The sequence below is a fragment of the Pseudofrankia sp. EUN1h genome, assembly GCF_001854645.1.
GTDB classification, from domain to species: Bacteria; Actinomycetota; Actinomycetes; order Frankiales; family Frankiaceae; genus Pseudofrankia; species Pseudofrankia saprophytica.
In genome coordinates this window covers 15,013-39,008 of sequence record NZ_MBLN01000109.1, presented here as the reverse complement: position 1 = coordinate 39,008, position 23,996 = coordinate 15,013, and the positions used below count along the sequence as shown (strand labels likewise).

Genomic DNA, 23,996 nt, shown 5'->3' with positions numbered 1-23,996 from the left:
CGGGGAGGCGACAGCGCCGGCGGATTGCCCCGCGTTGGCGAACATGCGACGTTTCGGACATGGCCTCGGATCTTGATGCCGATCTCGAGAGGGATTCCCGCGCGGAACTCGCCGACGGGGCGCCACCGTGGTGGCCTCCCGTGGTGCCGACCCGATGATCGTGCTGGGCGCCGAACTCGTGTGGGTGGACGTCGCGACCGCGGTGACGTTGCTGACCTGGGCGGCGGTGACGGCCGCGGTGGCACTGACCCGGCTGGGGATCAGGCGGGAGCTGCTGCACGAGGGACGGCCGGCCGAGGCGGGGCCGGAACCGGCGCTGGCCGCCGCCGTGGCCGCCTCCCCGACCCTGGCGGCGTCGACGGCGGTGGCGACCATCGTTCTCGACCTGGCGCGGCGCGGGCTCGTCGACATCTGGCGCGACGACCGGTTCGGCGTGCTGGTCCAGTACACCGACGCCGGGTCCGGCCGCGGCGCGGACGATCCGCCGCTCGCCATGCACGAGACCGCCGTGCTGCGCCTCATCGCGGTCCGCACCGCGCGGGGGCCACTGCCGGCCGGGGCGCTGTTCCAGGAGGCGGTGCCGTCGCCGTCGCGGTGGCGGGACGAGCTAGTGGCCGAGGCCGAACGCGCCGCCGCCCGGTTCCAGACCTCGCGGCGGCGCCGAGTCCGCCGCCTCACCACCGTCAGCGTCTTCCTGGTCCTCGCCGTCTCGACGTTCGCCGGGCTCGCCGCCGCGCGCCGTTTCGTGGAGCCGGAGGTCGAGACCGAGGACACCATCAACAGCCCCGCCGCGCAGTGGTTCCTCGTCTTCGTCCTCGTGCTGCTCGCCACCGCCACGATCTCGATGATCGTGATCGGCGGTGCGCGCAACGAGGACGACGGGCGCCGGCGCAGGCGCTGGCGACGGGTCGGCTCGGGCCTGGCCGCGGATCCCGACCTGGCGGCGGCCGGGCCGGAGGCGATCGGCGCCCTCGGTCACCGGCTGGTGTACGCCGCCGCGCTGGGGCACGCGCCCGCGGCGGTGAAGCCGTTCGAGTCCGACGAGTCGCCCGAGGCGGCGGCCTGGACCGCCCGCGGCGGCACGCCACGCCAGATCACCATCCGGTTCGAGACCGGGATCGACACCCGCGGTCTCGGCGCCTCCCGAGGTAACGACACCCATGGCGAAGCGCGCGAACGCTACGGGCCTGGCCGCCTCAGGTACCACACCGACGTCGACGATCCGGCCGGCGGGACGGGCGCGGAGACGCTGGCCGCCGGGGAGGTGGTGCGCGTCTGGCACGCGCCGTCCGGCGCCTGGTGGCTGGCGGTGCACGACGGTGCCTCCGGCCACGCGGTCGCGCGCCGGCTCGGCCTGGACGCCGCGGTGTGCCCACCCGGCGTCGGATCGGTCGTGCGGCTGTCCCGGGACGTCGGCGCGCGTACCTGGTCGGTCGACGTCCTGGAGCTGGCGCCGGCACAGCTGGGCGTCGCCGCCAGGCCGGATCCGACGGCGCTGCTCGACGTCGCCGACCTGCGGCCGCTGTTTCCGGGCCGCCAGATCGAGGCCCTACCACTGGCCCTCGGGAATGTCAGCAGCTTCCGGGCCCGCGGGGCGGGCGGCCCCGCGGTGACCATCCAGTGCCTGGTGTTCACGGCTGGCCCGCTGCGGACATTGCTGATGGCCGGTTCGCGTCGGCGGCGGCTGCCCGTGCCGGGCCAGGTCTACCTGCGCGGCCGCGTCCGAGCGGTGGTCCTAGTCGGCGATCTCACCGTGGCCGTCGACATCACCGGGCGCCGCGTCGAGGATCGGCGGGCCCTGCTCACCACGCTGGCCTGGACCGTGTCGGCCCGGCTCGGCGTTCCCGTCGGCGATCCCCCCGGCTCACCCACAGGGTCCGCGCACGAGCGTGTGACGCCTCAGGTGCGACGCGGCGGCTGATGGAGGCAGTGTCCGATCTCGGGCTCTGAGGCGGCCTAGTGGACGACGACGGCGGCGCCGTCGCTGTTGGCTCCTCGTCGGACCAGGAGGGCCAGCGCCGCGGCGACGAGGGTGGCGACGCCAGCGACGACGAGTGACGTGTGCAGACCGGTCATGAAGGCCGAGTGGCTGCCCGCCGTCACGGCGGCCTGCACCGATTCCGGCGCACCGGTGACCCTGGGCGCGACTCCCTGGCTGATGAGCTCGTTCGAGCCGGTCAGGCGGTTCGCGACGTCGGCGGGAGCGCCGGCGCCGGTCAGTTTGTCGATCAGAACCGAGCCCACCCGGCTGCTGAGGATGGAGCCCAGCACAGCGGTGCCGATGACGCCACCCAGCTGCAGTGCCGTCGTCTGCAGGCCACCGGCGACCCCGGCGTCGTCCACCGGCGCGTTGCCGATGATCGCCTCCGCGCTCGCGGTGATGACCAGGCCCATCCCGATGCCGAGCATGAGAAGCGACGGCCACAGCGCGCCGAAACCGGAGCCGATCTCGAGCCTGGTCAGGAGGAGCAACGCGACCCCGGACAGGACGAGCCCGGCCACCATCGGCGGCCGGGGCCCGAAGCGCTCGGTGACGTGGCCGGAGATCGGCCCCATGATCATCATTACCAGAGACAGCGGCAGGATGTGCACGCCGGTCCCGATGGGCGAGACACCCTGGACGTTCTGCAGGAACAGCGTGACGAAGAACAGCACGCCGAACAACGCGAAGAAGTTGATGACGAGGACCGCGCTGCTCACCGAGATCGACCGGTTGGTGAACAGCCGCATCGGCAGCAGCGGAGCAGGCACCCGGGTTTCGATCACTACGAACAGAGCCAGCACGGCCAGGCCGGCGATGACGAAGGCGAGCGTCTTCACATCCGTCCACCCCCAGCTGGACGCCTTGATCAGGCCAAAAATGACGCCGAACAGGCCGCCGGACAGGGTGACGATGCCGGGAATGTCATGGCGCTGGCCCACGCTCTCGCTCTGGGACTCGCGCAGCACTGCCAGGCCCACGCCCAGCGCGAGCGCGCCCATCGGCACGTTGATGTAGAAGACCGACTCCCAGCTCACGTGCTCGACCAGCAGGCCCCCGATGATCGGCCCGCCGGCGATCGAGACGGACGACGCGCCGCTCCAGATCCCGATCGCCCGGTTCAGCTCTCTGGGCGAGAACGCGCCGCGCAGGATGGCGAGCGTGTTCGGCAGCAGCAGGGCTCCGAACGCGCCCTGGACCGCCCGGAACGCGATGATCCCGACGATGTTGCCGACCAGGCCGATCGCCAGCGATGAGAGACCGAACCCCACCACACCGATAAGGAAGATCCGCTTACGGCCGTAGCGGTCGCCGAGGTTTCCGCCGAAGATCAGCAGCGCCGCCAGGGCCAGCAGATAGGAGTTGGTGATCCACTGCAGGTCGGTCAGCGAGGCGTTGAGGTCCTCGGCGATCCGCGGGTTCGCGATCGACACGACGGTCCCGTCCAGGCCGACCATGATGACGCCGAGGGCAACGCTCACCAGGGCCCACCAGGGATTACCCCGCCGGCCAGTCGCGCCCGCCACCGAGGCGGAGCCCGTCCGATGATCATCGGCGACGACGTGCTGTGACATGGCGCCATCCCTTCGTCGAGCACGCGGCGGTCGTCGGAAGCGATACAAGTGGAGGAGATCTTCCGGATAACCCTAGCAGGGTAAACGGAGGATCGCCTCCAGATAGGAAGGTAGGCTCGTCACATGGACGGTCCGCGACTCGGCGGGAACGAGGTGATGGCCGCCGGGTCGACCAGGCGGTCAGGCCCCGCGCTGCGGGTCGACGCCGAGCGCAACCGCGAGCGCATTCTGCGGGCCGCACGGGAGGTGTTCTCCGAGCGCGGCATCGAGGTCGGCCTGGAGGAGATCGCGCGGCGCGCCGGGGTCGGCATCGCCACGCTCTACCGCCGGTTCCCGACCAGGGCCGACCTGCTCGAGGCGAGCATCGAGGAGAACATCCGCGACTACCGGGCCGCCGTCGGCCGGGCGTTGGAGAACCCCATCCCCTGGGCGGGCTTCCGAGAGCTCATCGAGTACCTCTGCGGCGCGCAGGCGGCGGACGCGGGCCTGCGTGACCTGATCACCCTGCGGTTTCCCTCGTCCAGCGCGGTCGAGGAGCTCAAGGCGGAAGCACACGCGGAGCTGGAGGAGCTCGTCGCCCGGGCCCAGCGGAACGGCTCCCTGCGGCCCGACTTCGTCGCCGCCGACATCGGCCTCCTGCTGCTCGCCAACGCCGGACTGGCCGCCGCGACCCACGAGGCCGCGCCCGACGCCTGGCGCCGCTTCACCGCCTACCTCCTCGACGCCTTCCGGGCCGAGGGATCGACGCGGACCGATCCGATACCGGCCGCGCCCACCGCGGACCAGATCGAACGTTCCGTGCAGAGCATGGTCACCACGGTCCACCGAGGCCGCCCCCCGGTCCATCAGGATCTGTAGACCGGCGACCGCGACGCCCGTTCCCTCGATTCGGAAGGTCGGTTCGGAAGGCCGACGTCACAGGCCGCTTCAGGACACGTCCGAGCTCCGGTCACGGCCCGGGCGAGGCGTGGCTGCCGCCGGCCGGGTGGGTCGGCGTGCCGAGGCTCTGGCCTTTCTGACGACTACCCGCGCTGATCGGGCAGGCCACGCCGAAGGGCGGTCGTCGCCAGGGTGGTGTAGCGCATCGTGAAGTAGCCGCCCAGGGAGTCGATGGCGTCCCCGACCGCGGCCAGTATCTCGGCCAGCTGGTCGGAGCGGAGCTGGGTGAGGCCGCCGGTGGTGGGGAGCAGGGCCAGCCACTGGTCGCGCGTGTAGGACTGCTCCCAGTCGAATCGCCATTGTTCCGGGTCGTCGAACCGTTCGGTCTCGCGGATCCTGTCGGCGATCATCGCGTACCCCGCCTGGTATATCTCCAAGGGGCGTCGAGCCGGCTGACCACGCAGCGGCGAATCGGGCGCCACCCGCCGGTAGGCGGCCGCGAACGGCTCGGCCACCTCGGCTGGCGGCTCGAACACGTGCCCGAAGATCGCCAGTCGCCCGTCCGGACGCAGCACCCGGGCCGCCTTTTCGGCACCGGTGACCGGATCCACCCAGTGCCACGACTGGGCGGCAACCACCGCGTCGAACGTCCGGCCCGCCGGCTGCCACGCCTCCAGGGTCGCGACCTCGACCCGCACACCGCGGGATCGCGCGAAGTCGGCCATCCTCGCGTCCGGCTCGACGCCAAGCACGACGCAGCCGGCGGCCTTGAACTGCCGAGCCGCGATGCCGGTCCCGCAGCCGACGTCGAGCACGTCACGCCCCGGGCTCCCCGCGACGATCCGCGCCACCAGCGCATCGGGGTAGCCGGGCCTGGCCTGGTCATAGCGTCGCGCGTTCGTGCCGAACGACTCGGCCATCCGCCGGGCCTTGTGCAGCTCCGCTGGCGGTTCTCCCGTCTCACGCGGTTCTCGCGGCAAAGTGGGCATGCGCCCACTTTAATGGGCGCATGCCCACTGGGCTACGGAGGCCACCGGGCGGATCGATGGGAGGATCTGTGCGTGCCGACTGGGGTGCATCTTCGCGACGCGCGGCAGCAGCTGTTCGACGCCGCCGAACGCGTACTGCTGCGGGCCGGGCCGCATGGCCTGACCAGCCGGGCCGTCACCGACGAGGCGGGCTGCGCCAAGGGCGTCCTGCACCGGCACTTCACCGACTTCGACGCCTTCCTCACCGAACTCGTGCTCGATCGGGCCGCGCAGCTCGAGACACGGGCCAGCGAGCTGCGCGAGTCCGCCGGCGCCGGCACGGTGGCCGACAACCTCACCAGCGCGCTGACCACGCTGTTCGGGCCGGTTCCGGTGGCGATCATCCCGCTCGTCACCTTCCGGGACGAGCTACGCGCTCGGCTGCGGCAAGCCCGGYCGGGAGGCGGCATCACGATCCTCGCCCAGGCCACGGCCGCGATCTCCGCCTACCTGGCCGACGAGCGTGATCTCGGCCGTATCGCCGCCGATGCCGACATTGACTCGCTCACCCTCTCCCTGGTCGGTGGCGGGCATCTGCTGTTCGCGGACCGCGACCTGGGTGCGCCGGCCCCGGCAATCGTCAACAAGCTGGTGACAACGGTGCTCGCCGACGTCGTGCAACGGCGGCCACGCTGACGGCCGAGAATGTCGGAGGCTTGCCAGGTAAATGTCAGGATTCTTGTCTGGTCAGTGCCCGGTCCGTACCATGAGCCGCGTGGCCAGTGAATCCGAACGCGTCAGCCGACTGCTCGACGCACAGACTAAGGCGTCCGAGCTTCTTCGCGAGGTCGAACGTCGTGGCCTCATTTCCGCGGGCCGGAGCGAGCAACGTGTCAGTAACGACATCCGCGACCTCGCCACGCAGCTGTTCGGCGTGCGCCAGCACTGGCACAAACGCATCGTCCGGGCGGGTCCGAACACCCTCCAGCCATACGACGAGAATCCTCCCGACCGGGTGATCGGCGATGACGACATCGTGTTCTGCGATTTCGGCCCCGTTTTCGACGGATGGGAGGGCGACTACGGGCGGACCTTCGTCCTGGGCGACGACCCGGTCAAACATCGCCTGCGTAACGACCTGTCACTGGTGTTCGAGGCCGGGCGCCGCCACTTCGAGGATCACCCGGACATCACCGGGGAGCAGCTGTTCGCCGCGGTCGAGAAGCTCGCGGCCGACGCCGGCTGGGAATACGGGAGCCCACTCGCCGGCCACCTCGTGGGCGAGTTCCCGCACGACCGTATCCCCGGCAACCGCGTCGAGTACTACATCACGCCGGGAAGCCAGCACCCGATGCGCCGGACGGACTCCGCCGGGCGGCCGTGCCACTGGATCCTCGAGATCCACCTCGTCGACCGGGAGCGGGGGTTCGGCGGGTTCTACGAGACCCTGCTCGACCTCGGCCACACCGCTTCGCCCGGCCTCACCGACGCGATTCGATAAGCCGACGCCATTCGGCAAGCCGGCGCGATCCGATCCCGGCGACGTCCTGTCATCTCCCGGCCAGGCGGTCGTCGCTCAGCCCGGCGCTCCCGTGGTCGCGTTTCCCGCCGTGTAGGAATGAGCGCCGACGCCGGCGAGCGCGCCGCCCTGGACTATCAGGTACTCGTCGCGGATCGGCCGGTTCTCGAGCCAGCATTCGAGGATCTCGCGGGTGCCGGCGGCGTAGCGGGCCTGGGCGGACAGGGACGAGCCGGAGATGTGCGGTGTCATCCCGTGATGAGGCATCGTCCGCCACGGATGATCGGCGGCCGGCGGCTGGGGGAACCACACGTCGCCGGCGTAGCCCGCGAGTTGGCCGCTTTCCAGAGCCCGCACCACCGCGTCCCGGTCGCAGATCTTGGCACGGGCGGTGTTGATCAGATAGGCGCCACGCTTCATCGTGGCGATGAGCGCGTCGTCGAACAGACCCTCCGTCTCCGGGTGCAGCGGCGCGTTGATGGTGACGACGTCGCAGACCGGCACCAGGTCCCGCGTGGTCGGATGGAAGGTGAGCCCGAGGTCCCGCTCGACGTCCGTCGGCAGCCGGTGCCGGTCGGTGTAGTGCAGCTTCACGCCGAAGGGCGCCAGCCGGCGCAGCACGCCCAGCCCGATCCGGCCGGCGGCGACCGTCCCGACAGCCATGCCCTCCAGGTCGTAGGAGCGTTCCACGCAGTCGGCGATGTTCCATCCGCCGGACCGCACCCACTGGTGGGACGGCAGGTAGTTCCGCACCAGCGAGAGAATCATCATCACCACGTGCTCGGCGACGCTGACGCTGTTGCAGTAGGTGACCTCGGCGACGGTGATTCCGTGCGCGATAGCCGCGTCCAGGTCCACGTGGTCGGAGCCGATCCCGGCGGTGATCGCGAGTTTCAGCTTCGGCGCCTTCGCGATCCGCTCGGCGGTCAGGTACGCCGGCCAGAAGGGCTGGGAAATCACGACATCGGTGTCAGGTAGCTCGCGGTCAAAGACGGACTCCGCGCCGTCCTTGTCCGAGGTGACGACCAGTGAATGCCCGCCGCTTTCCAGGAAGCCACGCAGGCCGAGCTCTCCCGACACACTTCCCAGCAGCGTCCCCGGGGTGAAGTCGACCGCCCGCGGCGTGGGTAGCCGCTGCCCGTCGGGATAGGCTTCGAGAACCGGAAGGTCCGGCCGGGCGTACAAGCTGGGATATCCACCCACCGGATCGTCATAAAGAACGCAAAGAACCTTCACCATGACATCCCCTCGCCTGGGCTCGCGGCAGGACGCCATCATCGGTTCCCCGCCACGGCACAGTCAAAGTGATGTCTTATATCGCGATGTAATTGACAGGCATCGCGCGGGAGGACGCTCAGCCGGTGGACGGGTGCTGAAGGCGCTTCCTGACCCGCACCATCCCGTCGACGTCCGCCAGCGTCACCCCGGCGCCGACCACTCCCCACACGTCGACGGGACCCGCCGCCGGCGACGCCTCAGCCGGCTCARCCGGCTCAGCGGGCTCAGCGCCGACGAAGGCCGGTGGGGCGGCGCCCGCGACGTCGCGCTCCGCGGTGCCCGGGTAGAGAGTGAACGTGTACTTTCCCCGTGGGAAGGTGGCCGGTGGAGTCCGTGCTCAGCGGGGAGGTCGGCTCCGGTCTACGGCGCGCGCACACGCGAGAGAGGTCGTGCATGGACAGGATCGACCGGCTGGAGGCGATCGAGGAGATCCGCAGCCTCAAGGCCCGCTACTTCCGTTACATGGACTCCAAGCTCTGGGACGAGCTGGCGTCAGTGTTCACGGAGGACATGAAGGTCATCACCCCGCGCGGTGACGTGTGGATGGAAGGTGGCGCGAACTACGCCGCGAGCCTCCGATCCAGTCTCACGACCGCCGTGTCGTGCCACCAGGGTCTGACGGGAGAGATCGAGATCCTCGACGAGGGGCACGCCACCGGCATCTGGGCGATGCAGGACGTCATCGAGTGGGCAGACCGGCACCCACGCGAGGGCTGGAAAAGCATTCTGGGTCGCGGTCATTACCACGAGACGTACCGCAAGGAGGGGGGCAGCTGGCGGATCGYCACGCTGACCCTGACCCGGCTGCGGCTGGACATCGAGTGGCCGCGGGACACGACCGTTGGAGCGATCAGTGGGGCTTGATGCCGGCGACGAGGTCTTCCATCACGGCGAGGACCCCTACTGGCGCGAAAGCGTCTGGTTCCATTTCTCGGTTCCGGCGCGGAACCTGATCGGGTTCGTCTACTTCTTCTACGATCCGCGCACCGGCGTCCCGGGCGGTGGCCCAGCGATCTGGGATCCCAGCGGCGAGGAGACCTACGACTGCCTCTTCTACGACTGGCGCTGGCTGCAACCGACGGCCGAGCACCTCGACTTCGCCCATGTCGAACTGCCGAACAGCCTCCGCCACGAGGTCCTCGACCCGATGCGGCACTACCGGCTGTCGTACTCGAACCTCGGCCTCGAGCTCGACCTCGAGTGGACGGCGCTCATGGAACCACACGAGATCCGCAACGATCCGATGTCGATCGTGAGCGGGGCCCGTCACTTCGACCAGCCAGGTCGGTGCACCGGCTCGTTGGTCCTGCACGGTGAGCGCATCGCCGTCGACTCCTTCTCGCTGCGCGACCGGACCTGGGGGCCGCACCGTCCGGGCGCCACCCGCGCAGGCGACTACCTCTGGGCCATCGCGTCGCCCGACTCGCACTGGCACGCGATCACCCTCGGCACCGACGAGCCCGGGGTCGAGACCGTCCGCAACGGCTACCTTTTCCGCGACGGAGTCCTGGGCGATCTCGTCAGCGGAAGCCGACGCGTGCTCGAACGACGGGGGGACGTACCGGCCCGGGTCGCGCTGGACGCCGTCGACGAACACGGACGCGAGCTGCGGGCGGTCGGGGAGATCCGGACGGCCCTGCGCTGGTTCGGCTGGCCGGGTCGACTCGCCTACTGGACCCTCACCGACTGGCAGTGGGACGGCCAACAGGGCTGGGGTGAGAACCAGGAGTTCCACCCGCTCGCCCACGTCCGGGCGCTGCGAGCCGCGAGCAAGAAGGCACCAGCATGAGGCACCCAACGCACCTCGAAGACATCGAACACATCGAAACGCTGGTCACGCCCGAACTCGAGGCCCAGCGTGGCGTATGGACCGACGAGCGGGTTTCATATCCGGTGTCGGCGTCCGACATCCGCAGGTGGGCCATCGCGGTGTACTGGGGCGAGACGCCGCCGCGAATCTACTGGGACGAGGAGTACGCCAAGTCGACCCGCTGGGGCGGGATCATCGCCCCAGACGACTTCAACCCCTTCGCCTGGGCCGTCCCGGTGAACGACCCGCGACCAGCGGGAGCCGTCCCGGACCGGCAGGCGAAGAAGGGCGAGAACATCCTCAACGGCGGTATGACCGAGAAGTTCGGCGTGAAGATGCGGCCGGGGGACGTCATCACCGCCCGATCCCGGCTGACCCACTGGGAGGAGCGCCAGGGCCGCCACGGGCTCACTCTCTACACGTACGTCGCGACCGAGTGGACCAACCAGAACGGCGAGATCGTCAAGACCCGGGTCAAGACGACGATCCGCTACTAGCCGGCCACGACCTGACAAGGACCGATGAGATGGCGCACAACGTCTACTTCGAGGACGTCGAGGTCGGCCAGGAGATCCCGGCGTTCCAGCGCAGGACCGACGTCATGAACTGGAACCGGTTCGCGGCCGTCAACGACGAGTTCTTCTACGTCCACATGGACGACGAGGCGGGGAAGGCGGCCGGGCAGGGCGCGGCGTTCGGCATGGGCAACCTGCGCTGGGCCTACGTGCTCAACGCGCTGCGGGCCTGGATCGGTGACGAGGCGGAAATCCGTGAGCTCGGCATGCAGTTCCGGGCGATCAACCACAAGAACGACGTCCTCACCACCATCGGCGTGGTGACCGGGAAGAAGCAGGAGAACGGGGAGAACCTTGTAGCCCTGGACATCAACGTGGTCAACCAGGACGGAGTCGGGACCTCTCCAGGTCACGCGGTCGTGTCCCTGCCCGCCCGGGAGTGAGTCCGTTCGCCTTCAGCGGTAGAGTGAGCGCTAACATGTCGGGGCAGAATCGGCCATCCAGGCCCGCGCCATCCAGGCCCGCGGAGCCGGTCCGGGAGCCCGCCCGAGAGCTGGCCGGAGGGCCGGATCGGGCGGCACAGGACGCGGGACGGGCTCTGCCGCCGGTGCCCGAGGGCGAGGCCGGCGCACGGGTCCTCACCCGGCGCGCGCCCGGCATGGCGGACGTGGCCCAGTTGGCCGGCGTCTCACATCAGACGGTGTCGCGGGTGCTGAACGAGCACCCGAACGTCAGGGAGCAGACGCGCCTGCGGGTGCGCGCGGCGATGGAGCAGCTGGGGTACCGGCCGAACCGCGCGGCCAGGGCACTGGTCACCGGAAGGTCCCAGACCGTGGGGATCGTCGCGCAGAACACCGCGCTCTACGGGCCGACCTCGATCCTGACCGCGGTCGAGCGGGTGGTGAGCAGGGTCGGGTTCGCCGTCGGCGTCGCCAGTGTCCCGGTGCTCGACCGGGCATCCATCGCCGACGCGGTCGCCCGGCTGCTGGACCAGCACGTGGCCGGGATCGTGGTGATCGCGCCGGTGGTGTCGGCCAACGAGGCGCTCGACGACGTCCCGGACGACCTGCCGATGGCGGTGATCGACGGCGACCCGGCCCGCCCGTCGCGGCTGGTGACGGTCGACCAGCAGCTGGGGGCCCGCCTGGCGACGCGGTGCCTGTTGGCCGCGGGGCACGAGACCGTCTGGCACGTGTCCGGCCCACCGGACTGGTTCGACAGCGCGGAGCGCGTGGTGGGCTGGCGCCAGGCGCTGGTCGACGCCGGCGCCGAGGTGCCGCCCGTCCTCGCGGCGGACTGGTCGCTGGGCGCCGGTTTCGAGGCGGGGCAGCTGCTGGCGCGGATGCCGGAGGCTCGCGCGGTCTTCGCCGCCAACGACCACCTCGCGCTGGGCGTCATGAAGGCGCTGCGCCAGGCCGGATTGTCGGTGCCGGGCGACGTGAGCATCGTCGGGTTCGACGACATCCCGGAGGCGGGCTACGTCAGCCCGCCGTTGACGACCGTTCGCCCGGACTTCGAGGCCGTCGCCGAACAGGCCGTGCGCCTGTTGCTGGCGCAGCTGGACGACCCCTCCCCCGACGGGCTCCCGCGCCTCGCGCCGATCCCGCCCAGCCTGGTCGAGCGGGAGAGCGTCGCCCCGCCGGGGCGCGCCGCGCCGCGCCGCCGCGCGGGAGTCGCCCGCCGTTCCGGCGGCCGGTAGACCCGACCGTCCCCGGGCGCCGCTCTCGCACCTTGACGGTCGATTTGTTAACGCTAACAATGTGGCCGGGCCGCCCAGACTCTCCCCTGGTGCCGCCGCGGCGCCGACCGCTCGTTCCCGGGCCGATGCCGCCGTCCGCACTGAAACGAGGCCGCATGTCGCTACCCGCCCTCCAGCACGCGGTGCCCGTCCTGTCCGGCGCCACGGTCTGGTTCCTGACGGGCAGCCAGCACCTGTACGGGCCCGAGACCCTCGAGCAGGTCGCGGCGCAGTCGCGCCGCATCGCCGACGGGCTGGCCAGCGACGGCACGATCCCGGCGCGGGTCACCTGGCAGCCGGTGCTGACCGACGCGGACACCATCGCCGCCGTCTGCCAGCAGGCCAACGTCGACCCGTCGTGCGTCGGGGTGATCGCCTGGATGCACACCTTCTCGCCGGCGAAGATGTGGATCCGCGGGCTGGAGGCGCTCGACAAGCCGTTGCTGCACCTGCACACGCAGGCCAACCAGGCGCTGCCCTGGGACAGCCTCGACATGGACTTCATGAACCTCAACCAGGCCGCCCATGGCGACCGGGAGTTCGGCTACATCCAGACCCGGCTGCGGCTGCCCAGGGTGACGGTCGTCGGGCATGTCGAGGACCCACGCACCCGCCACCGCGTCGGCCGCTGGGCCCGCGTCGCGGCCGCCCGCGCCGACCTGCGCGGGATGCGGCTCGTCCGCTTCGGCGACAACATGCGCGGCGTGGCCGTCACCGAGGGCGACAAGGTGGCGGCCGAGATCCGTTTCGGCGTCGCCGTCAACACCCACTCGGTGAACGACCTGGTCGACGTGGTGGACGCGGTCGACGACGACGCGGTCGACGAGCTCACCGGCGTCTACGACGAGCAGTACGACGTCGCCCCCGAGCTGCGCGCCGACGGCGAACGCCACGGGTCGCTGCGCTACGCGGCCCGGGTCGAGGCCGGGCTGCGCCGGTTCCTCACCGACGGCGGCTACCAGGCGTTCACCACCAACTTCGAGGATCTCGGCGGGCTGCGCCAGCTCCCCGGCCTGGCGGTGCAGCGGCTGATGGCCGACGGGTACGGTTTCGGCGGCGAGGGAGACTGGAAGACCGCCCTGCTGCTGCGCGCCGTCAAGGTCATGGGCGCGGGCCTGCCCGGCGGCACCTCCTTCATGGAGGACTACACGTACCACCTCGGCCCTGGGCCACAGCGCATCCTCGGCGCCCACATGCTGGAGGTCTGCCCCACGATCTCGGCGGCCCGCCCCACGGCCGAGATCCACCCGCTGAGCATCGGCGGGCGCCAGGATCCCGTCCGGCTCCGGTTCACCGCCGCACCCGGACCGGGCCTCGTGGTGGGGATCTGCGACCTCGGCGGCCGGTTCCGGCTCGTGGCCAACACCATCGACGTCGTCGAGCCCGACCACGAGCTGCCGAGGCTTCCGGTCGCCTGCGCGGTGTGGGCCCCGCGGCCGGACCTGCCGACCTCCGCCGAATGCTGGCTGACTGCCGGCGGCCCGCACCACACCGTCCTGTCCACCGCCGTGGACGTCGACATGCTGGACATGTTCGCCGGCATGACCGGCGTCGAGCTCGCGCTCATCGACGCCGAGACCACCGTCCGCTCCTTCGGCGCCGACCTGCGGCTGAACGACCTCTACTTCAGCCTCGACCGCCGCCGCTAGCCGGTACCCGGCCCATCCCCACCCGGCCCATCCGCGCGAGGAGCGCCATGACCGCCACTCCCGATCCCGCACTCCGGGACGCGTACGTCGTCGGCATCGACTTCGGCACGCTGTCCGGGCGCGCCAGCGTGATCCGGGTCCGCGACGGACACGAGCTGGCGACCTCCGTGCACGTCTACCCCGACGGCGTGATCGAGCGCCGGCTTCCGGGCGGCCGGGAGCTGCYGCCGGACTGGGCGCTGCAGAACCCGCGCGACTGGATCGCCGTCCTCGCCAGCGCCGTCCCCGCCGCCGTGCGCGACGCGGGAGTGGACCCGGCCGAGGTGCTCGGCATCGGCACCGACTTCACCGCCTGCACCGTGCTTCCGACGACCGCGGACGGCACGCCGCTGTGCGAGCTGCCGGACTATGCCGGCCGGCCGCACGCCTGGCCGAAGCTCTGGAAGCACCACGCGGCCCAGCCACACGCCGACCGGGTCAACGCCCTCGCCCACGAGCGCGGCGAGCCCTGGATCGCCCGGTACGGCGGGAAGATCTCCAGCGAGTGGCAGGTGGCCAAGGCGCTGCAGGTCCTCGAGGAGGACCCCGAGGTCTACGCCGCCACCGAGCGCTGGATCGAGGCGGCCGACTGGATCGTCTGGCAGCTCACCGGGACGGAGACCCGCAACACCTGCGCCGCCGGGTACAAGGGGATATTCCAGGACGGCGCCTACCCCAGCCGGGACTTCCTCGCCGCGCTCGATCCCGCGTTCGCCGACTACCCGGACACGCGCCTGTCGACCGCGCTGCTTCCGCTCGGCGCCCCGGCCGGGAGCCTGACGGCCCGCGCCGCCGGGTGGACCGGTCTGGCCGCCGGCACCGTCGTCGCGGCCGGCAACGTGGACGCCCACGTCAGCGCTCCCGCGGTCGGGGTCACCGAGCCCGGGCACATGCTCGCGGTGATGGGCACCTCCACCTGCCACGTCATGTCCGCGGACACGCTCGCCGACGTGCCCGGCATGTGCGGCGTCGTCGACGGCGGCATCATCGCGGGCCGCTACGGCTACGAGGCCGGCCAGTCCGGCGTCGGCGACATCTTCGCCTGGTGGGCGGAGCACCACGTCCCCGACTCCTACCGCCTCGCTGCCCGGGCCGCCGGTGAGTCCCTGCACCAGTACCTCACCGAGCTGACCGCCATCGACCCGGTCGGTAGCCACGGGCTGCTCGCTCTGGACTGGATGAACGGCAACCGGTCGGTCCTCGTCGACCACACGCTGTCCGGGGTGATCGTCGGCCTGACGCTGGCGACCCGCCCCGAGCACGTCTACCGCGCGCTGCTGGAAGCCACCGCGTTCGGCACCCGCCGGATCCTCGACGCCTTCCGCGACGCCGGCGTGCCCGTCCGGGAGTTCTACGCCGCCGGCGGACTGGTCCAGAACGCCACCCTCATGCGGCTCTACGCCGACGTCCTCGGCTACCCGATCCACGTCGCCGCGACCAGCCAGGCCCCGGCGCTCGGCTCCGCCATCCACGCCGCCGTCGCGGCCGGCGCCTATCCGGACGTGCCCGCCGCCGCGGCCGCCATGAGCCGGGTGGACCGCGACGCCTACCTCCCGGACCCGGCCCGGCACGCCGCCTACACCCGCCTCTACGACGAATACCGCGCGCTGCACGACTACTTCGGCGCCACCACCGCCGGAACGGGCGGTGTGCTGCACCGCCTGCGTGCCCTGCGCGACGAGGCCCTGCGTGCCGCGGCCTCGCGCGGCGAGGCCCCGGGCGGCGAGGCCCGGCGCGGCTTCGCGAGGCCGCCGGCGGACGATCCGGCGTTCCCCGATCCGGCGTTCCCCGATCCGGCACCGCTCGCGCGCACGATCGCGACGACGGCGGCCAGCCCACACCCGACCAGCGCGACCGGAGACCCACGATGACCAACCAGGCGCCCTGGCCCGCCGTCGACGAGGCACGCGACCAGCTCGTCGACCTGCACCTGTCCCTCGTCGACAACGGCCTCGTCGCCTGGACCTCCGGCAACGTCTCGGCCCGCGCCCGCGACGCGCACGGCCGGGAGGTCCTGGTGATCAAGCCCTCCGGGGTCGACTACACCGAGCTGACGGCGCAGAAGATGGTCGTCTGCGACCTGTACGGCACCGTGGTGGCGGGCAGCCTCAGCCCGTCCAGCGACACCGCCGCGCACGCCTACGTCTACCGGCACCGCCCGGACGTGGGCGGCGTCGTGCACACCCACTCCCCCTACGCCTGCGCCTGGGCCGCCCGCCACGAACCCATCCCGTGCGTGCTGTCCGCCATGGCCGACGAGTTCGGCGGGCCCATCCCGGTCGGCCCGCTCACCGCGATCGGCGACGACTCCATCGGCCGTGGCATCGTCGCCACCCTCGACGGGCACCGCTCCCCGGCGGTGCTCCTGGCCAACCACGGCGTGTTCACCATCGGCCCGACCGCCCGCGCGGCCGTCAAGGCGGCGGTCATGTGCGAGGACGTCGCCCGCAGCGTCCACTTCGCCCATCAGCTCGGCATCCCGAAGCCGATCCCGCCCGACCTCATCGACCGGTTCTACCACCGCTACCAGAACGCCTACGGCCAGCACGACCAGCCGATCGCGTCCCCCTGACCAGGTCCTCCGCGGCCGTCGCGCCACACGCCGAATCGCGCGCGACGCAGGATGACTGCACAAGGTGACCGATTTGCGCTCTCGTCCGGGGGTACGGAGATACACCGTGGCCCCGGCGCATCTCTGGGGGACGGCTGGCCGTCGGACCATCGGCGGGAGGCGACGCCCGTGACCAGACGCGATGGTCCCTCGGGTCCTGCGGGGCTGTTCGGCCTCGTCCAGACAGGTCTGATCGTCTCCGGCGTCGACGACGGCCTCGTGCATCAGATCAACGCGGCGGCCTGCGAGCTGCTCGGCCGGCACGAGGCCACGGTCGTCGGTAGGCCCTGGCACCAGTTGGTGGACCCGACCCAGCTGGACGAACTCAACGAGGCCGTCCGCAGAGGTGAAGCGGACAGGAAGGAAGATCGAACTCGAATCGTCCGGTTCGTCCGACCGGACGGCAGGGTCATTCATGTGCTGGCATCCGGGCCCATCGCCGCCGCGAACGKCATCCCGTGCTTCGTCACTCAACTTCTGGACATCACGCAGCTCGTCTCGACCAATCTGCAGCTACAGCTGGTGGTCGACCACATGCCGGTCTCGATCTTCCTCCTCGATCACGAGGGCCGCGTGCTGGTCAGCGGCGGCGCGGCCACCCAACCACCGGCGACAGCGCTGCGGCAGGCGGCGGCATCCAGCGTCTACGAGACCTTCGCCGACCAGCCAGCGGTCCTGGCGTTGCTCCGCCGGGCGATGCGCGGCGAACACGCGCACGACGTGGTCGAGTCCCAGGGCCGGTGGTACGACATCTACCTCGACCCCATGCCGGGCACCTCCGCCGGAGGCGCCGCCGTATCAGGGCCGGCGGTCGCCGGCATCGTCAACGACGTCACCGAACGCGAGCGGTCGGYCGCCACCCAGCGCCTGCGGACCGCACGCCAGACAGCCCTGGCGGACCTGGCGCAGTCCGCGCTGGAAAGCGCCGACGAGGAAAAGCTGTGCGAGGACGCCGCACGGACCCTCCTCGACCGGCTCCCGGCCGACGACGTCACCTTGCGACGCCACTGGGAACCCGAGCGGCAAACGCCTGGCGCGGGTCCGGTCGACCAGGCCGTGGCGCCGACGGCCAAGGGACCGGACGGATGTGCCGCCCGCGTCACCCCATCGGTCGTACGAGTGCCGGTCGGCCGAGCGGACGCGCCCGTCGCGACCCTCGTCGTCCGCCGGCACGCCGGTGGCTTCAACCCGGACAGCATCGCGTTCATCCGGGCGGTCGCCGCGGTCGTCGGCGCCGCGGTGATCCGGATCCGGGCCGAGGACGACGCCCGCTACCGCGCCTGGCATGACTCACTCACCGGTCTGGCCAACCGGGCGGCGCTCCTGGACCGACTGGGACGCGGCCTGCGGCGCGCCCGCGCCGACCGACGCGCCGTCGGGGTCCTGTTCCTCGACCTGGACGGGTTCAAGTCCGTCAACGACACCCTCGGGCACCAGGCCGGCGACGCACTGCTGCGCGCGGTCGCCGACCGGCTCCGCTACGTGGTCCGGCCCGGTGACGTCGTCGGCCGGCTCGCCGGCGACGAGTTCGCCGTGCTGTGCGAGGACACCGACCTGGACGACCTGCGCGCCATCGGCAACCGCATCCTCGCCGCGCTGGCCGAGCCGGTCACGCTACGCCGCACGGTCCAGATCAAGGGCAGCGTCGGGATCGCGCTGTCAGATCCCGACCTCACCGACGCCGAGGACCTGCTCAACGCCGCCGACATGGCCATGTACGAGGCCAAGCACGGCGGCCCCGGACGCTGCGTCACCTACGACCCCCGGACCCACGCCGCGCCCGCCGCCAAACCGAACGACACCACCGAACCGCGCGGCGCACCTGGCCGCCGACGGTCTCGGGATCCCCGCTGACCGGGCCGCACCGGCCGGGACCACTCATCAAGGCAGGTCACATTGGGGTTGGGACGGCGGCCCCGATCCCAGTTTCGACTGCCTTGGCAGCTGTGGCGAAGGCGGTCAACTCGCGCGTCACGTCGGGTCCGGTCGGGGTGTAGACGACCTCGCGGAAGCCGAAGCCGGCCATGCGCGCGAGGCCGCGCCGGATGCGTTCGGGGTCGCCGACGAAGGTGCGGACGTCGATGTTCTCGAGCAGCGCGCGGTCGCGGTCGGGCAGGTGGGTGACGTGTCCCTCGAAGGTCAGCAGGTGGCGCTCGCCGTCCGGGGCGAGCGCCTCGAGCGCCTCCCGCCAGGCCTGGCCGCCGGGCAGCGCGTCGACGGCCGCGGCGCCGCCCTGGGCGTAGGCGTTGTGCCAGTCGACAACGCGCCACGGCCCGACGGCCTCCCGAACCCGGTCCGAACCCGCGTCCTCGCCCGGGTCGAGCACCGTGCCGGACATGATCGTCGCGGTGGGGAGGGTGGGGTGCGGCGGGCCGATGATGCCGTCGGCCACCTCGGTGGCGAGGGCGGCGCCCTTCGGGCCGAAGACGCTGAGCCAGATCGGCACCTCCAGCGGCCGGGTGCCGGTGAGACCCGGCGCGTGCAGCATCCGGACCGGCCTGCCGTCAGCGACCGCGGTCCCACCCGCCAACAGCTGCCGCAGCGCGGTGACGTAGTCGGCGAGGGCGTCCAGTTTCATGGGGCGCTGGCCGGCGGCGACCCGCGAGGTGAAGCCGGTTCCGAAGCAGGCCCGGAACCGCCCGTCGGAGATGCGGGCGATCGCGGCGACGGCCGACGCCATCGCCATCACCGACCGCTCGCCGGGGACGAGCACCGCCGTACCCAGGCCGATCCGGCTGGTCCGCTCCGCCGCGAGCGCGAGGTGGACGAACGGGTCCTCCCACAGCGGCGCCGAATCATAGATCCACACCCGGCGGTAGCCGAGCTGTTCGGCCAGCACGGCCAGGTCGGCGAAGTCGGGCCCCGGCGGCAGCCCGCAGGACACCTCGAGATCAGCCAGGTCTGGGTCAGCCATGTCGATGCTCATCTCCGGCGGATCTGGCCGCCCGGGTCACCGGCCGCCTCCGCCCACGTCGGTATACGCGCGTCCCGCGGCACGGGCCTCCGAAACCATTTCCAGCATTCCGCCGCCGGCTAGGTGGTCGTGAGGTTGGAGACCCGGTCCTCGGCGAAGGCGACGCGGGTCCTGGCCCGGTCGAACAGGACCTTCTCGTCCGCGATGACGGCGGCGACCAGGTCCGGCTGTTGACGGGCGTCGCGCTGCTCGGCGGTGAACGCCGCCATGTCGTCGTACCAGATCTCCGTGACGACGTCGTACTCCGGCTCCAGCGGTTCCCCGCCGGCGACGAGGTCACCCATCGGGTGCAGGAAGTGCCGTTCGTAATGCGTGGCCCTGGTGGCGAGTTTCTCGACCAACGGGACGTGGACGTTCTCGTAGTGGTCGACGAAGTCGGCCAGGGAAAGCCCGGGCTTCCGCTTCAACAGCATGATCACTTTGATCACGGCGGTTCCCCTTCGGGTCGGACCGGTCGCCGGGTGGCGACCTGGTGGCGGAGAGCGCGGAGAGAGGTCAGCCGACGACAGGTACGGCGGCGGCCGAGGCCGAGTCCACGGCGACGGCATGCAGCCCGGCACGAATCCGGTCGAGCGACATGCCGCGGGCGGTATGGAGGTAGTCGACGGCGTCGGCCCGCATCGCCGTGTACAGGATGTGGGCGAGATAGTCCGCGTCCTCGCCGGGACGCGCGGCGGCGACCAGCCGGGTCAGTTCGCCGATCCAGTGCTGGCTGGCCAGGTTCTCGTAGAACACGTTCGGCCCGCTCTGGTCGAGCGCCCGGATGAGAGACCGGTTCTCCCAGACGAAGTCCAGCAGGCTGTCCAGGTAGGCCCGCAAGGCCGCGACGGGCTCGATCCCAGGTCCGGACGGCGGTGTGTCGTGCTCGCGCCGCAGCAAGGCCGTGGCGCGGCGGGTCAGGACGGCCTCGATCAGGGCGGTACGACTGCTGAACCGGCGGAAGAGGGTGCCCTTGCCGACGCCCGCCGCCTCGGCGATGTCGTTCATCGACACCGTCTCGACGCCCGCGCGGTCGAACAGCTCGGCCGCCGCCACCAGGATCGCCTCCCGGTTGCGGGCGGCGTCAGCCCTCTCCGTCACGACGGTCACCAGCGCGCCTCCCACCCGGCCGCGAGTCCGCCCCACCGGATCGGACCACCGGTCCGGATCGTAGCACGCTAACCGTACCGCCGGTCCGGAACCGCCCGGCGCCGTCGAGGCCGCGGCGCCATCCGAGGTTCGAGATCCGCGATGCACGGCGTCCCCGGCCGACGGCCGGTCACGGTCCGAGGGCCGCGAAGGCTTCGTCCAGCAGGGCGGCGAGGTCGAGGGTGTTGCCGGATCTCGCCCAGTGCGCAATCGCGATGTTGAGGCAGTCCAGGGCGGCGGCGGCTCGTACGGAGTGCGTGACGACCCCTGCTAGCGGAGATGCGCCGCGCTCGGCGAGTGCCCTGGTCAGGGCGGGGCGCCAGCTGTGCTGCTTCTCCCACTGGCGGGTGTGCAGCGCGGGCGTGGCCAGGACGAGATGAGTCGTCGCGAGGGCGGCCGCGGGGTCCTGGCGGTAGATCTCCACGATGATGTCCAGCGCGCGGCGCAGCGCGACCCAGTCGCTCTCGGCGGGCGGGCGGGCGCGCAGGGCGTCGGCGACCTGCGCGCCGTGGGCGTCGAGGGCGCCCAGGACGGCGTCCTCCTTGGTGCCGAAGTGGCGCAGGACGGTGCTGCGGGACACGCCGGCCGCGGCGGCGATGTCGTTGATGGTGACGTTGTCGAAACCATCACGGCGGAACAGGTCCAGGGCCACTTCCGCCAGCATCGCCCGCACCGCGTTGCGGGCCACGTCCCGCGCGGTCGTCCGGGGCACGTCCCGCGTGGTCGTCCTAGTCRCACCGTTCACCGGGCGATCCTATCCCTGGCCTGAACCTGGCTTGCACTTGTGAATCTCGGTCGCTAGCGTGACACCGAGTTTCACCTTCCCGGGCTGCCCGCGGGCCGCCCCGTCGAGAGCGTAGGGACCCACCGTGACGGAAGAGCTCCTCGTTTCTGTGGACGGGCACATCGTCGAGCCACCCGATCTCTTCCTGACCCGGCTCCCGAAGCACCTGCGGGATCGCGCCGTCTGGGAGGAGGACCTGACGATCGCGCCGCTTGGCGAGGACGGGCGCACCCATTTCCGGAAGCTGCACACACCCGGGTTCGAGGGCTGGACGAACTCCGCCTACCCCCATTTCGATGGCTCGCCCAACACCGGCCAGCCCGACCGGATCCTCGACGACATGGACAGCGAGGGTGTCCGCGCGCAGGTGATGCACCCGAACCTGTCGTTCTTCGGCCTGTACTCGGACGATCACGAGCTGWCGATGGCACACGCCCGCGTCTACAACGACTACGTCGCCGAGACGTTCGCCGCTCACCGCGCGCGGATCGCGCCGACGGCACCCATTCCGATGACCAACGTCGACGACGCGGTCATCGAGATCGAGCGTGCGGCCGGACTCGGCCTGCGGGCGATCCTCCTGCCGGCGGTGTCCCCGATCCCCTATCACTCGCGGGAGCTGGACCGGGTGTGGGCGGCGGCCCAGGCGAACGGCATGACCGTGACGTTCCATGTCGCTACCGGCGGGGTGAAGGTGAGCCGGAAGGCGTCGCCGACGCTTCGGGGCCTCATGATGACGGTGGCGGCGCAGAGCCAGGAACTCACCGACGATCTCGTCGTCGACCGCATCGTGTTCGCCGCGACCCAGCAGTCACTCGCGCCCCAGCAGATCATCGCCTCGCTCGTCGGTGGTGGTGTGACCGAGCGGTTCGGAGATCTGCATTTCGTGCTGGTCGAGTTCAACGCGAACTGGCTCGTGTCGTTCATGGCCGCGATGGACAAGGCCTGGACGCTKGGCATCGGCCAGGACCGGGACTTCTGGGTCGGCGTGTGGGACGACGATCGTCCGGAGGACGCCCAGACCGGTATGGCTCAGGTGTTCAAGCTCAACGAGCGGTGGCCCTATCCGCTGCGGCCCAGCGAGTACGTCCAGCGCCAGATCCACGTGTCGTTCCAGGAGGACCCGATCGCGCTGGCCTGCCGGCACATCACCGGCGTATCCACCCTCGTGTGGGGCGTCGACTACCCGCACCCGGAAGGCACCTTCCGCCGCACCCGGGAGGTCATCGCCGAGCAGTTCCGCGGCGTCAGCGCGGCGGACCGGGCGGCGATCCTCGGCGGGACCACCGCCAAGCTCTTCGGACTCGAAGCCCCGGTCTCCGTATGAGCTCCTCCGACGACGGTGTCGGAGACGACCGCCGGGCGCTGCGCCGGCTGCTCGACAAGGACGCCATCGGCGATCTCGTCCGCCGCTACTCCTACTGCGTCGACCACAAGCTGAACGACGAACTGGCGGCGCTGTTCACCGAGGACTGCGTCATCGACTACGGCCCCGGCTCCGCGCCCGTGATCCACGGGCGCCGCGAGTACCGGGCCCTGCTCGACAGCGCGGTCCGCGATGGCGTCGACTACGGGTTTGTCGCGACCAGTCATCACAACGCCAACGTGCTGATCGTGTTCGACACCGACGACCGCGCCACCGTCCGGACGTCGGTGTACGCCTGGCACCTCACGAGAGCTGGGAAGACCCCCCAGGTCTGGGGCTACTACCACGACGTCGCCGTGCGGACGGCCGACGGCTGGCGGCTGCACGAACGAAAGCTGCACCTTCTCGGGACCGACGGCTGGCACGACGGCTACCACCCGGCCGAGCACACCTGCCCGGCGATCGCCACGCCGGGCGTCCAACCGTAGGGCAGCGACCGTAGGAGCACCGCCGGCTGGCTCCCTGCCAGACGATCACCGACAAAGGGACCATTCCATGGCACGTATCGAGCCGCTCCGGCCCAGGCAGTGGCCTACGGAGATGCGGCAGATTCTGGCCGCGCTGGAGCCCCCGGGCACGCCCCGGAAGCTGTCCGCCGAGGGTCGTTCGAAGGCCCTGAACACGCTCGGGACCTTCGCTCACCACACCACGTTGGCGCGGGCGTTCTACACGTTCAACGGCCACCTCATGTCGACGAGCACGCTGTCCGGCCGGCAGCGGGAGCTGATCGTGCTGCGGGTCGCGGCGCTGCGCGGGACGGGCTACGAGTGGCTGCAGCACACGTTCATCGCGCGCGACGAGGGCCTGTCCGACGAGGAGATCCAGCGGATCGCGCTCGGCCCGGACGCCCCGCTGTGGGACCCGCTGGACGCGGCGCTGCTGCGCGCGGCCGACGAGCTGATCAGTGACGGCAAGATCGGTGACGCCAGCTGGGCCATGCTTGCCGACAAGCTCGAGATCAAGCAGCTCCTGGACGTGATCTTCACGGTCGGCGCGTACGAGACGCTCGCCTACATGTTCGCCTCCTGCGGCATCGAGATCGACGACGACCTGCGCGACGCCATTTCCCGGCGCCAGTCGCCAGCCACATAACAGCGCCGCCAACCACACCACCCGCGCCCGA

The 23,996-nt window shown here is 71.2% G+C and carries 23 protein-coding genes; 16 read left to right on the top strand and 7 right to left on the bottom strand.

The window, feature by feature from the left end:
- Nucleotides 1-127: 127 nt before the first annotated feature.
- Nucleotides 128-1,921, top strand: a complete 1,794-nt coding sequence (locus BCD49_RS38330; RefSeq protein WP_198939485.1) for a hypothetical protein — start codon at nucleotides 128-130, stop codon at nucleotides 1,919-1,921.
- A 35-nt stretch (nucleotides 1,922-1,956) separates the two neighbouring features.
- Here the strand turns inward: BCD49_RS38330 and BCD49_RS38325 are convergent, their stop codons facing one another.
- Nucleotides 1,957-3,555 (bottom strand): MFS transporter, encoded by a 1,599-nt coding sequence (locus BCD49_RS38325; RefSeq protein ID WP_007511248.1) that lies wholly within the window; start codon nucleotides 3,553-3,555, stop codon nucleotides 1,957-1,959.
- 123 nt (nucleotides 3,556-3,678) lie between these two features.
- On the opposite strand from BCD49_RS38325, the gene BCD49_RS38320 reads away from it, so the two are divergent.
- Entirely contained in the window at nucleotides 3,679-4,413 is a 735-nt protein-coding gene (locus BCD49_RS38320; RefSeq protein ID WP_007511246.1) for a TetR/AcrR family transcriptional regulator, read from the top strand.
- 164 nt (nucleotides 4,414-4,577) lie between these two features.
- Here the strand turns inward: BCD49_RS38320 and BCD49_RS38315 are convergent, their stop codons facing one another.
- Nucleotides 4,578-5,423: a class I SAM-dependent methyltransferase gene (locus tag BCD49_RS38315; RefSeq protein ID WP_027140862.1), complete on the bottom strand. Its 846-nt coding sequence runs from the start codon at nucleotides 5,421-5,423 to the stop codon at nucleotides 4,578-4,580.
- A gap of 72 nt (nucleotides 5,424-5,495) precedes the next feature.
- On the opposite strand from BCD49_RS38315, the gene BCD49_RS38310 reads away from it, so the two are divergent.
- Together BCD49_RS38310 and BCD49_RS38305 are read left to right on the top strand one after the other, a co-directional pair.
- Entirely contained in the window at nucleotides 5,496-6,098 is a 603-nt protein-coding gene (locus BCD49_RS38310) for a TetR/AcrR family transcriptional regulator (RefSeq protein WP_071042486.1), read from the top strand.
- Nucleotides 6,099-6,168: 70 nt separating this feature from the next.
- Nucleotides 6,169-6,903, top strand: coding sequence for a M24 family metallopeptidase (locus tag BCD49_RS38305; RefSeq protein WP_051466351.1), 735 nt, complete (start codon nucleotides 6,169-6,171; stop codon nucleotides 6,901-6,903).
- A gap of 75 nt (nucleotides 6,904-6,978) precedes the next feature.
- Here the strand turns inward: BCD49_RS38305 and BCD49_RS38300 are convergent, their stop codons facing one another.
- Complete coding sequence (locus BCD49_RS38300; protein ID WP_007511238.1) at nucleotides 6,979-8,160, bottom strand: NAD-dependent formate dehydrogenase; 1,182 nt, start codon at nucleotides 8,158-8,160, stop codon at nucleotides 6,979-6,981.
- Between the two features lie 432 nt (nucleotides 8,161-8,592).
- Between BCD49_RS38300 and BCD49_RS38295 the strand changes: the two genes are divergently transcribed.
- The 9 genes from BCD49_RS38295 to BCD49_RS38255 all read left to right on the top strand — a co-directional run bounded on the left by BCD49_RS38295 (nucleotide 8,593) and on the right by BCD49_RS38255 (nucleotide 18,415).
- Nucleotides 8,593-9,063, top strand: coding sequence for a nuclear transport factor 2 family protein (locus BCD49_RS38295; RefSeq protein ID WP_071042490.1), 471 nt, complete (start codon nucleotides 8,593-8,595; stop codon nucleotides 9,061-9,063).
- Nucleotides 9,053-9,988 carry a DUF7065 domain-containing protein gene (locus BCD49_RS38290; RefSeq protein ID WP_007511235.1) on the top strand — a complete coding sequence of 312 codons (936 nt, stop codon included), beginning with the start codon at nucleotides 9,053-9,055 and terminating at the stop codon, nucleotides 9,986-9,988. Before BCD49_RS38295 ends, BCD49_RS38290 begins: the two co-directional genes overlap by 11 nt.
- Nucleotides 9,989-10,011: 23 nt before the next feature.
- Nucleotides 10,012-10,506: an FAS1-like dehydratase domain-containing protein gene (locus BCD49_RS38285; protein WP_027140863.1), complete on the top strand. Its 495-nt coding sequence runs from the start codon at nucleotides 10,012-10,014 to the stop codon at nucleotides 10,504-10,506.
- Between the two features lie 29 nt (nucleotides 10,507-10,535).
- Complete coding sequence (locus BCD49_RS38280) at nucleotides 10,536-10,967, top strand: MaoC/PaaZ C-terminal domain-containing protein (protein WP_007511231.1); 432 nt, start codon at nucleotides 10,536-10,538, stop codon at nucleotides 10,965-10,967.
- Nucleotides 10,968-11,182: 215 nt separating this feature from the next.
- Nucleotides 11,183-12,223: a LacI family DNA-binding transcriptional regulator gene (locus BCD49_RS38275; RefSeq protein ID WP_035929208.1), complete on the top strand. Its 1,041-nt coding sequence runs from the start codon at nucleotides 11,183-11,185 to the stop codon at nucleotides 12,221-12,223.
- 155 nt (nucleotides 12,224-12,378) lie between these two features.
- The gene (gene araA, locus BCD49_RS38270; protein WP_007511226.1) at nucleotides 12,379-13,911 is read left to right on the top strand and encodes an L-arabinose isomerase; all 1,533 of its coding nucleotides are present in this window, start codon (nucleotides 12,379-12,381) and stop codon (nucleotides 13,909-13,911) included.
- A 47-nt stretch (nucleotides 13,912-13,958) separates the two neighbouring features.
- A complete protein-coding gene (locus BCD49_RS38265) occupies nucleotides 13,959-15,821 on the top strand; it encodes a ribulokinase (protein WP_083401955.1) in 1,863 nt (620 codons plus the stop codon).
- Nucleotides 15,818-16,522: an L-ribulose-5-phosphate 4-epimerase gene (locus BCD49_RS38260; protein ID WP_007511222.1), complete on the top strand. Its 705-nt coding sequence runs from the start codon at nucleotides 15,818-15,820 to the stop codon at nucleotides 16,520-16,522. Before BCD49_RS38265 ends, BCD49_RS38260 begins: the two co-directional genes overlap by 4 nt.
- Nucleotides 16,523-16,690: 168 nt before the next feature.
- Nucleotides 16,691-18,415 (top strand): GGDEF domain-containing protein, encoded by a 1,725-nt coding sequence (locus tag BCD49_RS38255; protein WP_071042485.1) that lies wholly within the window; start codon nucleotides 16,691-16,693, stop codon nucleotides 18,413-18,415.
- Nucleotides 18,416-18,452: 37 nt separating this feature from the next.
- Here BCD49_RS38255 and BCD49_RS38250 read toward each other — a convergent pair whose 3' ends face one another.
- From BCD49_RS38250 to BCD49_RS38235, 4 genes are all read right to left on the bottom strand, one after another.
- Nucleotides 18,453-19,475 carry an LLM class flavin-dependent oxidoreductase gene (locus BCD49_RS38250; protein WP_007511218.1) on the bottom strand — a complete coding sequence of 341 codons (1,023 nt, stop codon included), beginning with the start codon at nucleotides 19,473-19,475 and terminating at the stop codon, nucleotides 18,453-18,455.
- A gap of 119 nt (nucleotides 19,476-19,594) precedes the next feature.
- Nucleotides 19,595-19,963 (bottom strand): EthD domain-containing protein, encoded by a 369-nt coding sequence (locus BCD49_RS38245; protein ID WP_007511216.1) that lies wholly within the window; start codon nucleotides 19,961-19,963, stop codon nucleotides 19,595-19,597.
- Between the two features lie 67 nt (nucleotides 19,964-20,030).
- Complete coding sequence (locus tag BCD49_RS38240; protein WP_007511214.1) at nucleotides 20,031-20,624, bottom strand: TetR/AcrR family transcriptional regulator; 594 nt, start codon at nucleotides 20,622-20,624, stop codon at nucleotides 20,031-20,033.
- Nucleotides 20,625-20,793: 169 nt separating this feature from the next.
- Nucleotides 20,794-21,408 (bottom strand): TetR/AcrR family transcriptional regulator, encoded by a 615-nt coding sequence (locus BCD49_RS38235; protein ID WP_241832483.1) that lies wholly within the window; start codon nucleotides 21,406-21,408, stop codon nucleotides 20,794-20,796.
- Between the two features lie 124 nt (nucleotides 21,409-21,532).
- Between BCD49_RS38235 and BCD49_RS38230 the strand changes: the two genes are divergently transcribed.
- The 3 genes from BCD49_RS38230 to BCD49_RS38220 all read left to right on the top strand — a co-directional run bounded on the left by BCD49_RS38230 (nucleotide 21,533) and on the right by BCD49_RS38220 (nucleotide 23,965).
- Nucleotides 21,533-22,774, top strand: coding sequence for an amidohydrolase family protein (locus BCD49_RS38230; RefSeq protein WP_071042484.1), 1,242 nt, complete (start codon nucleotides 21,533-21,535; stop codon nucleotides 22,772-22,774).
- Entirely contained in the window at nucleotides 22,771-23,301 is a 531-nt protein-coding gene (locus tag BCD49_RS38225; protein ID WP_007511210.1) for a nuclear transport factor 2 family protein, read from the top strand. Before BCD49_RS38230 ends, BCD49_RS38225 begins: the two co-directional genes overlap by 4 nt.
- A gap of 67 nt (nucleotides 23,302-23,368) precedes the next feature.
- Entirely contained in the window at nucleotides 23,369-23,965 is a 597-nt protein-coding gene (locus BCD49_RS38220; protein ID WP_007511209.1) for a carboxymuconolactone decarboxylase family protein, read from the top strand.
- Nucleotides 23,966-23,996 lie beyond the last annotated feature (31 nt).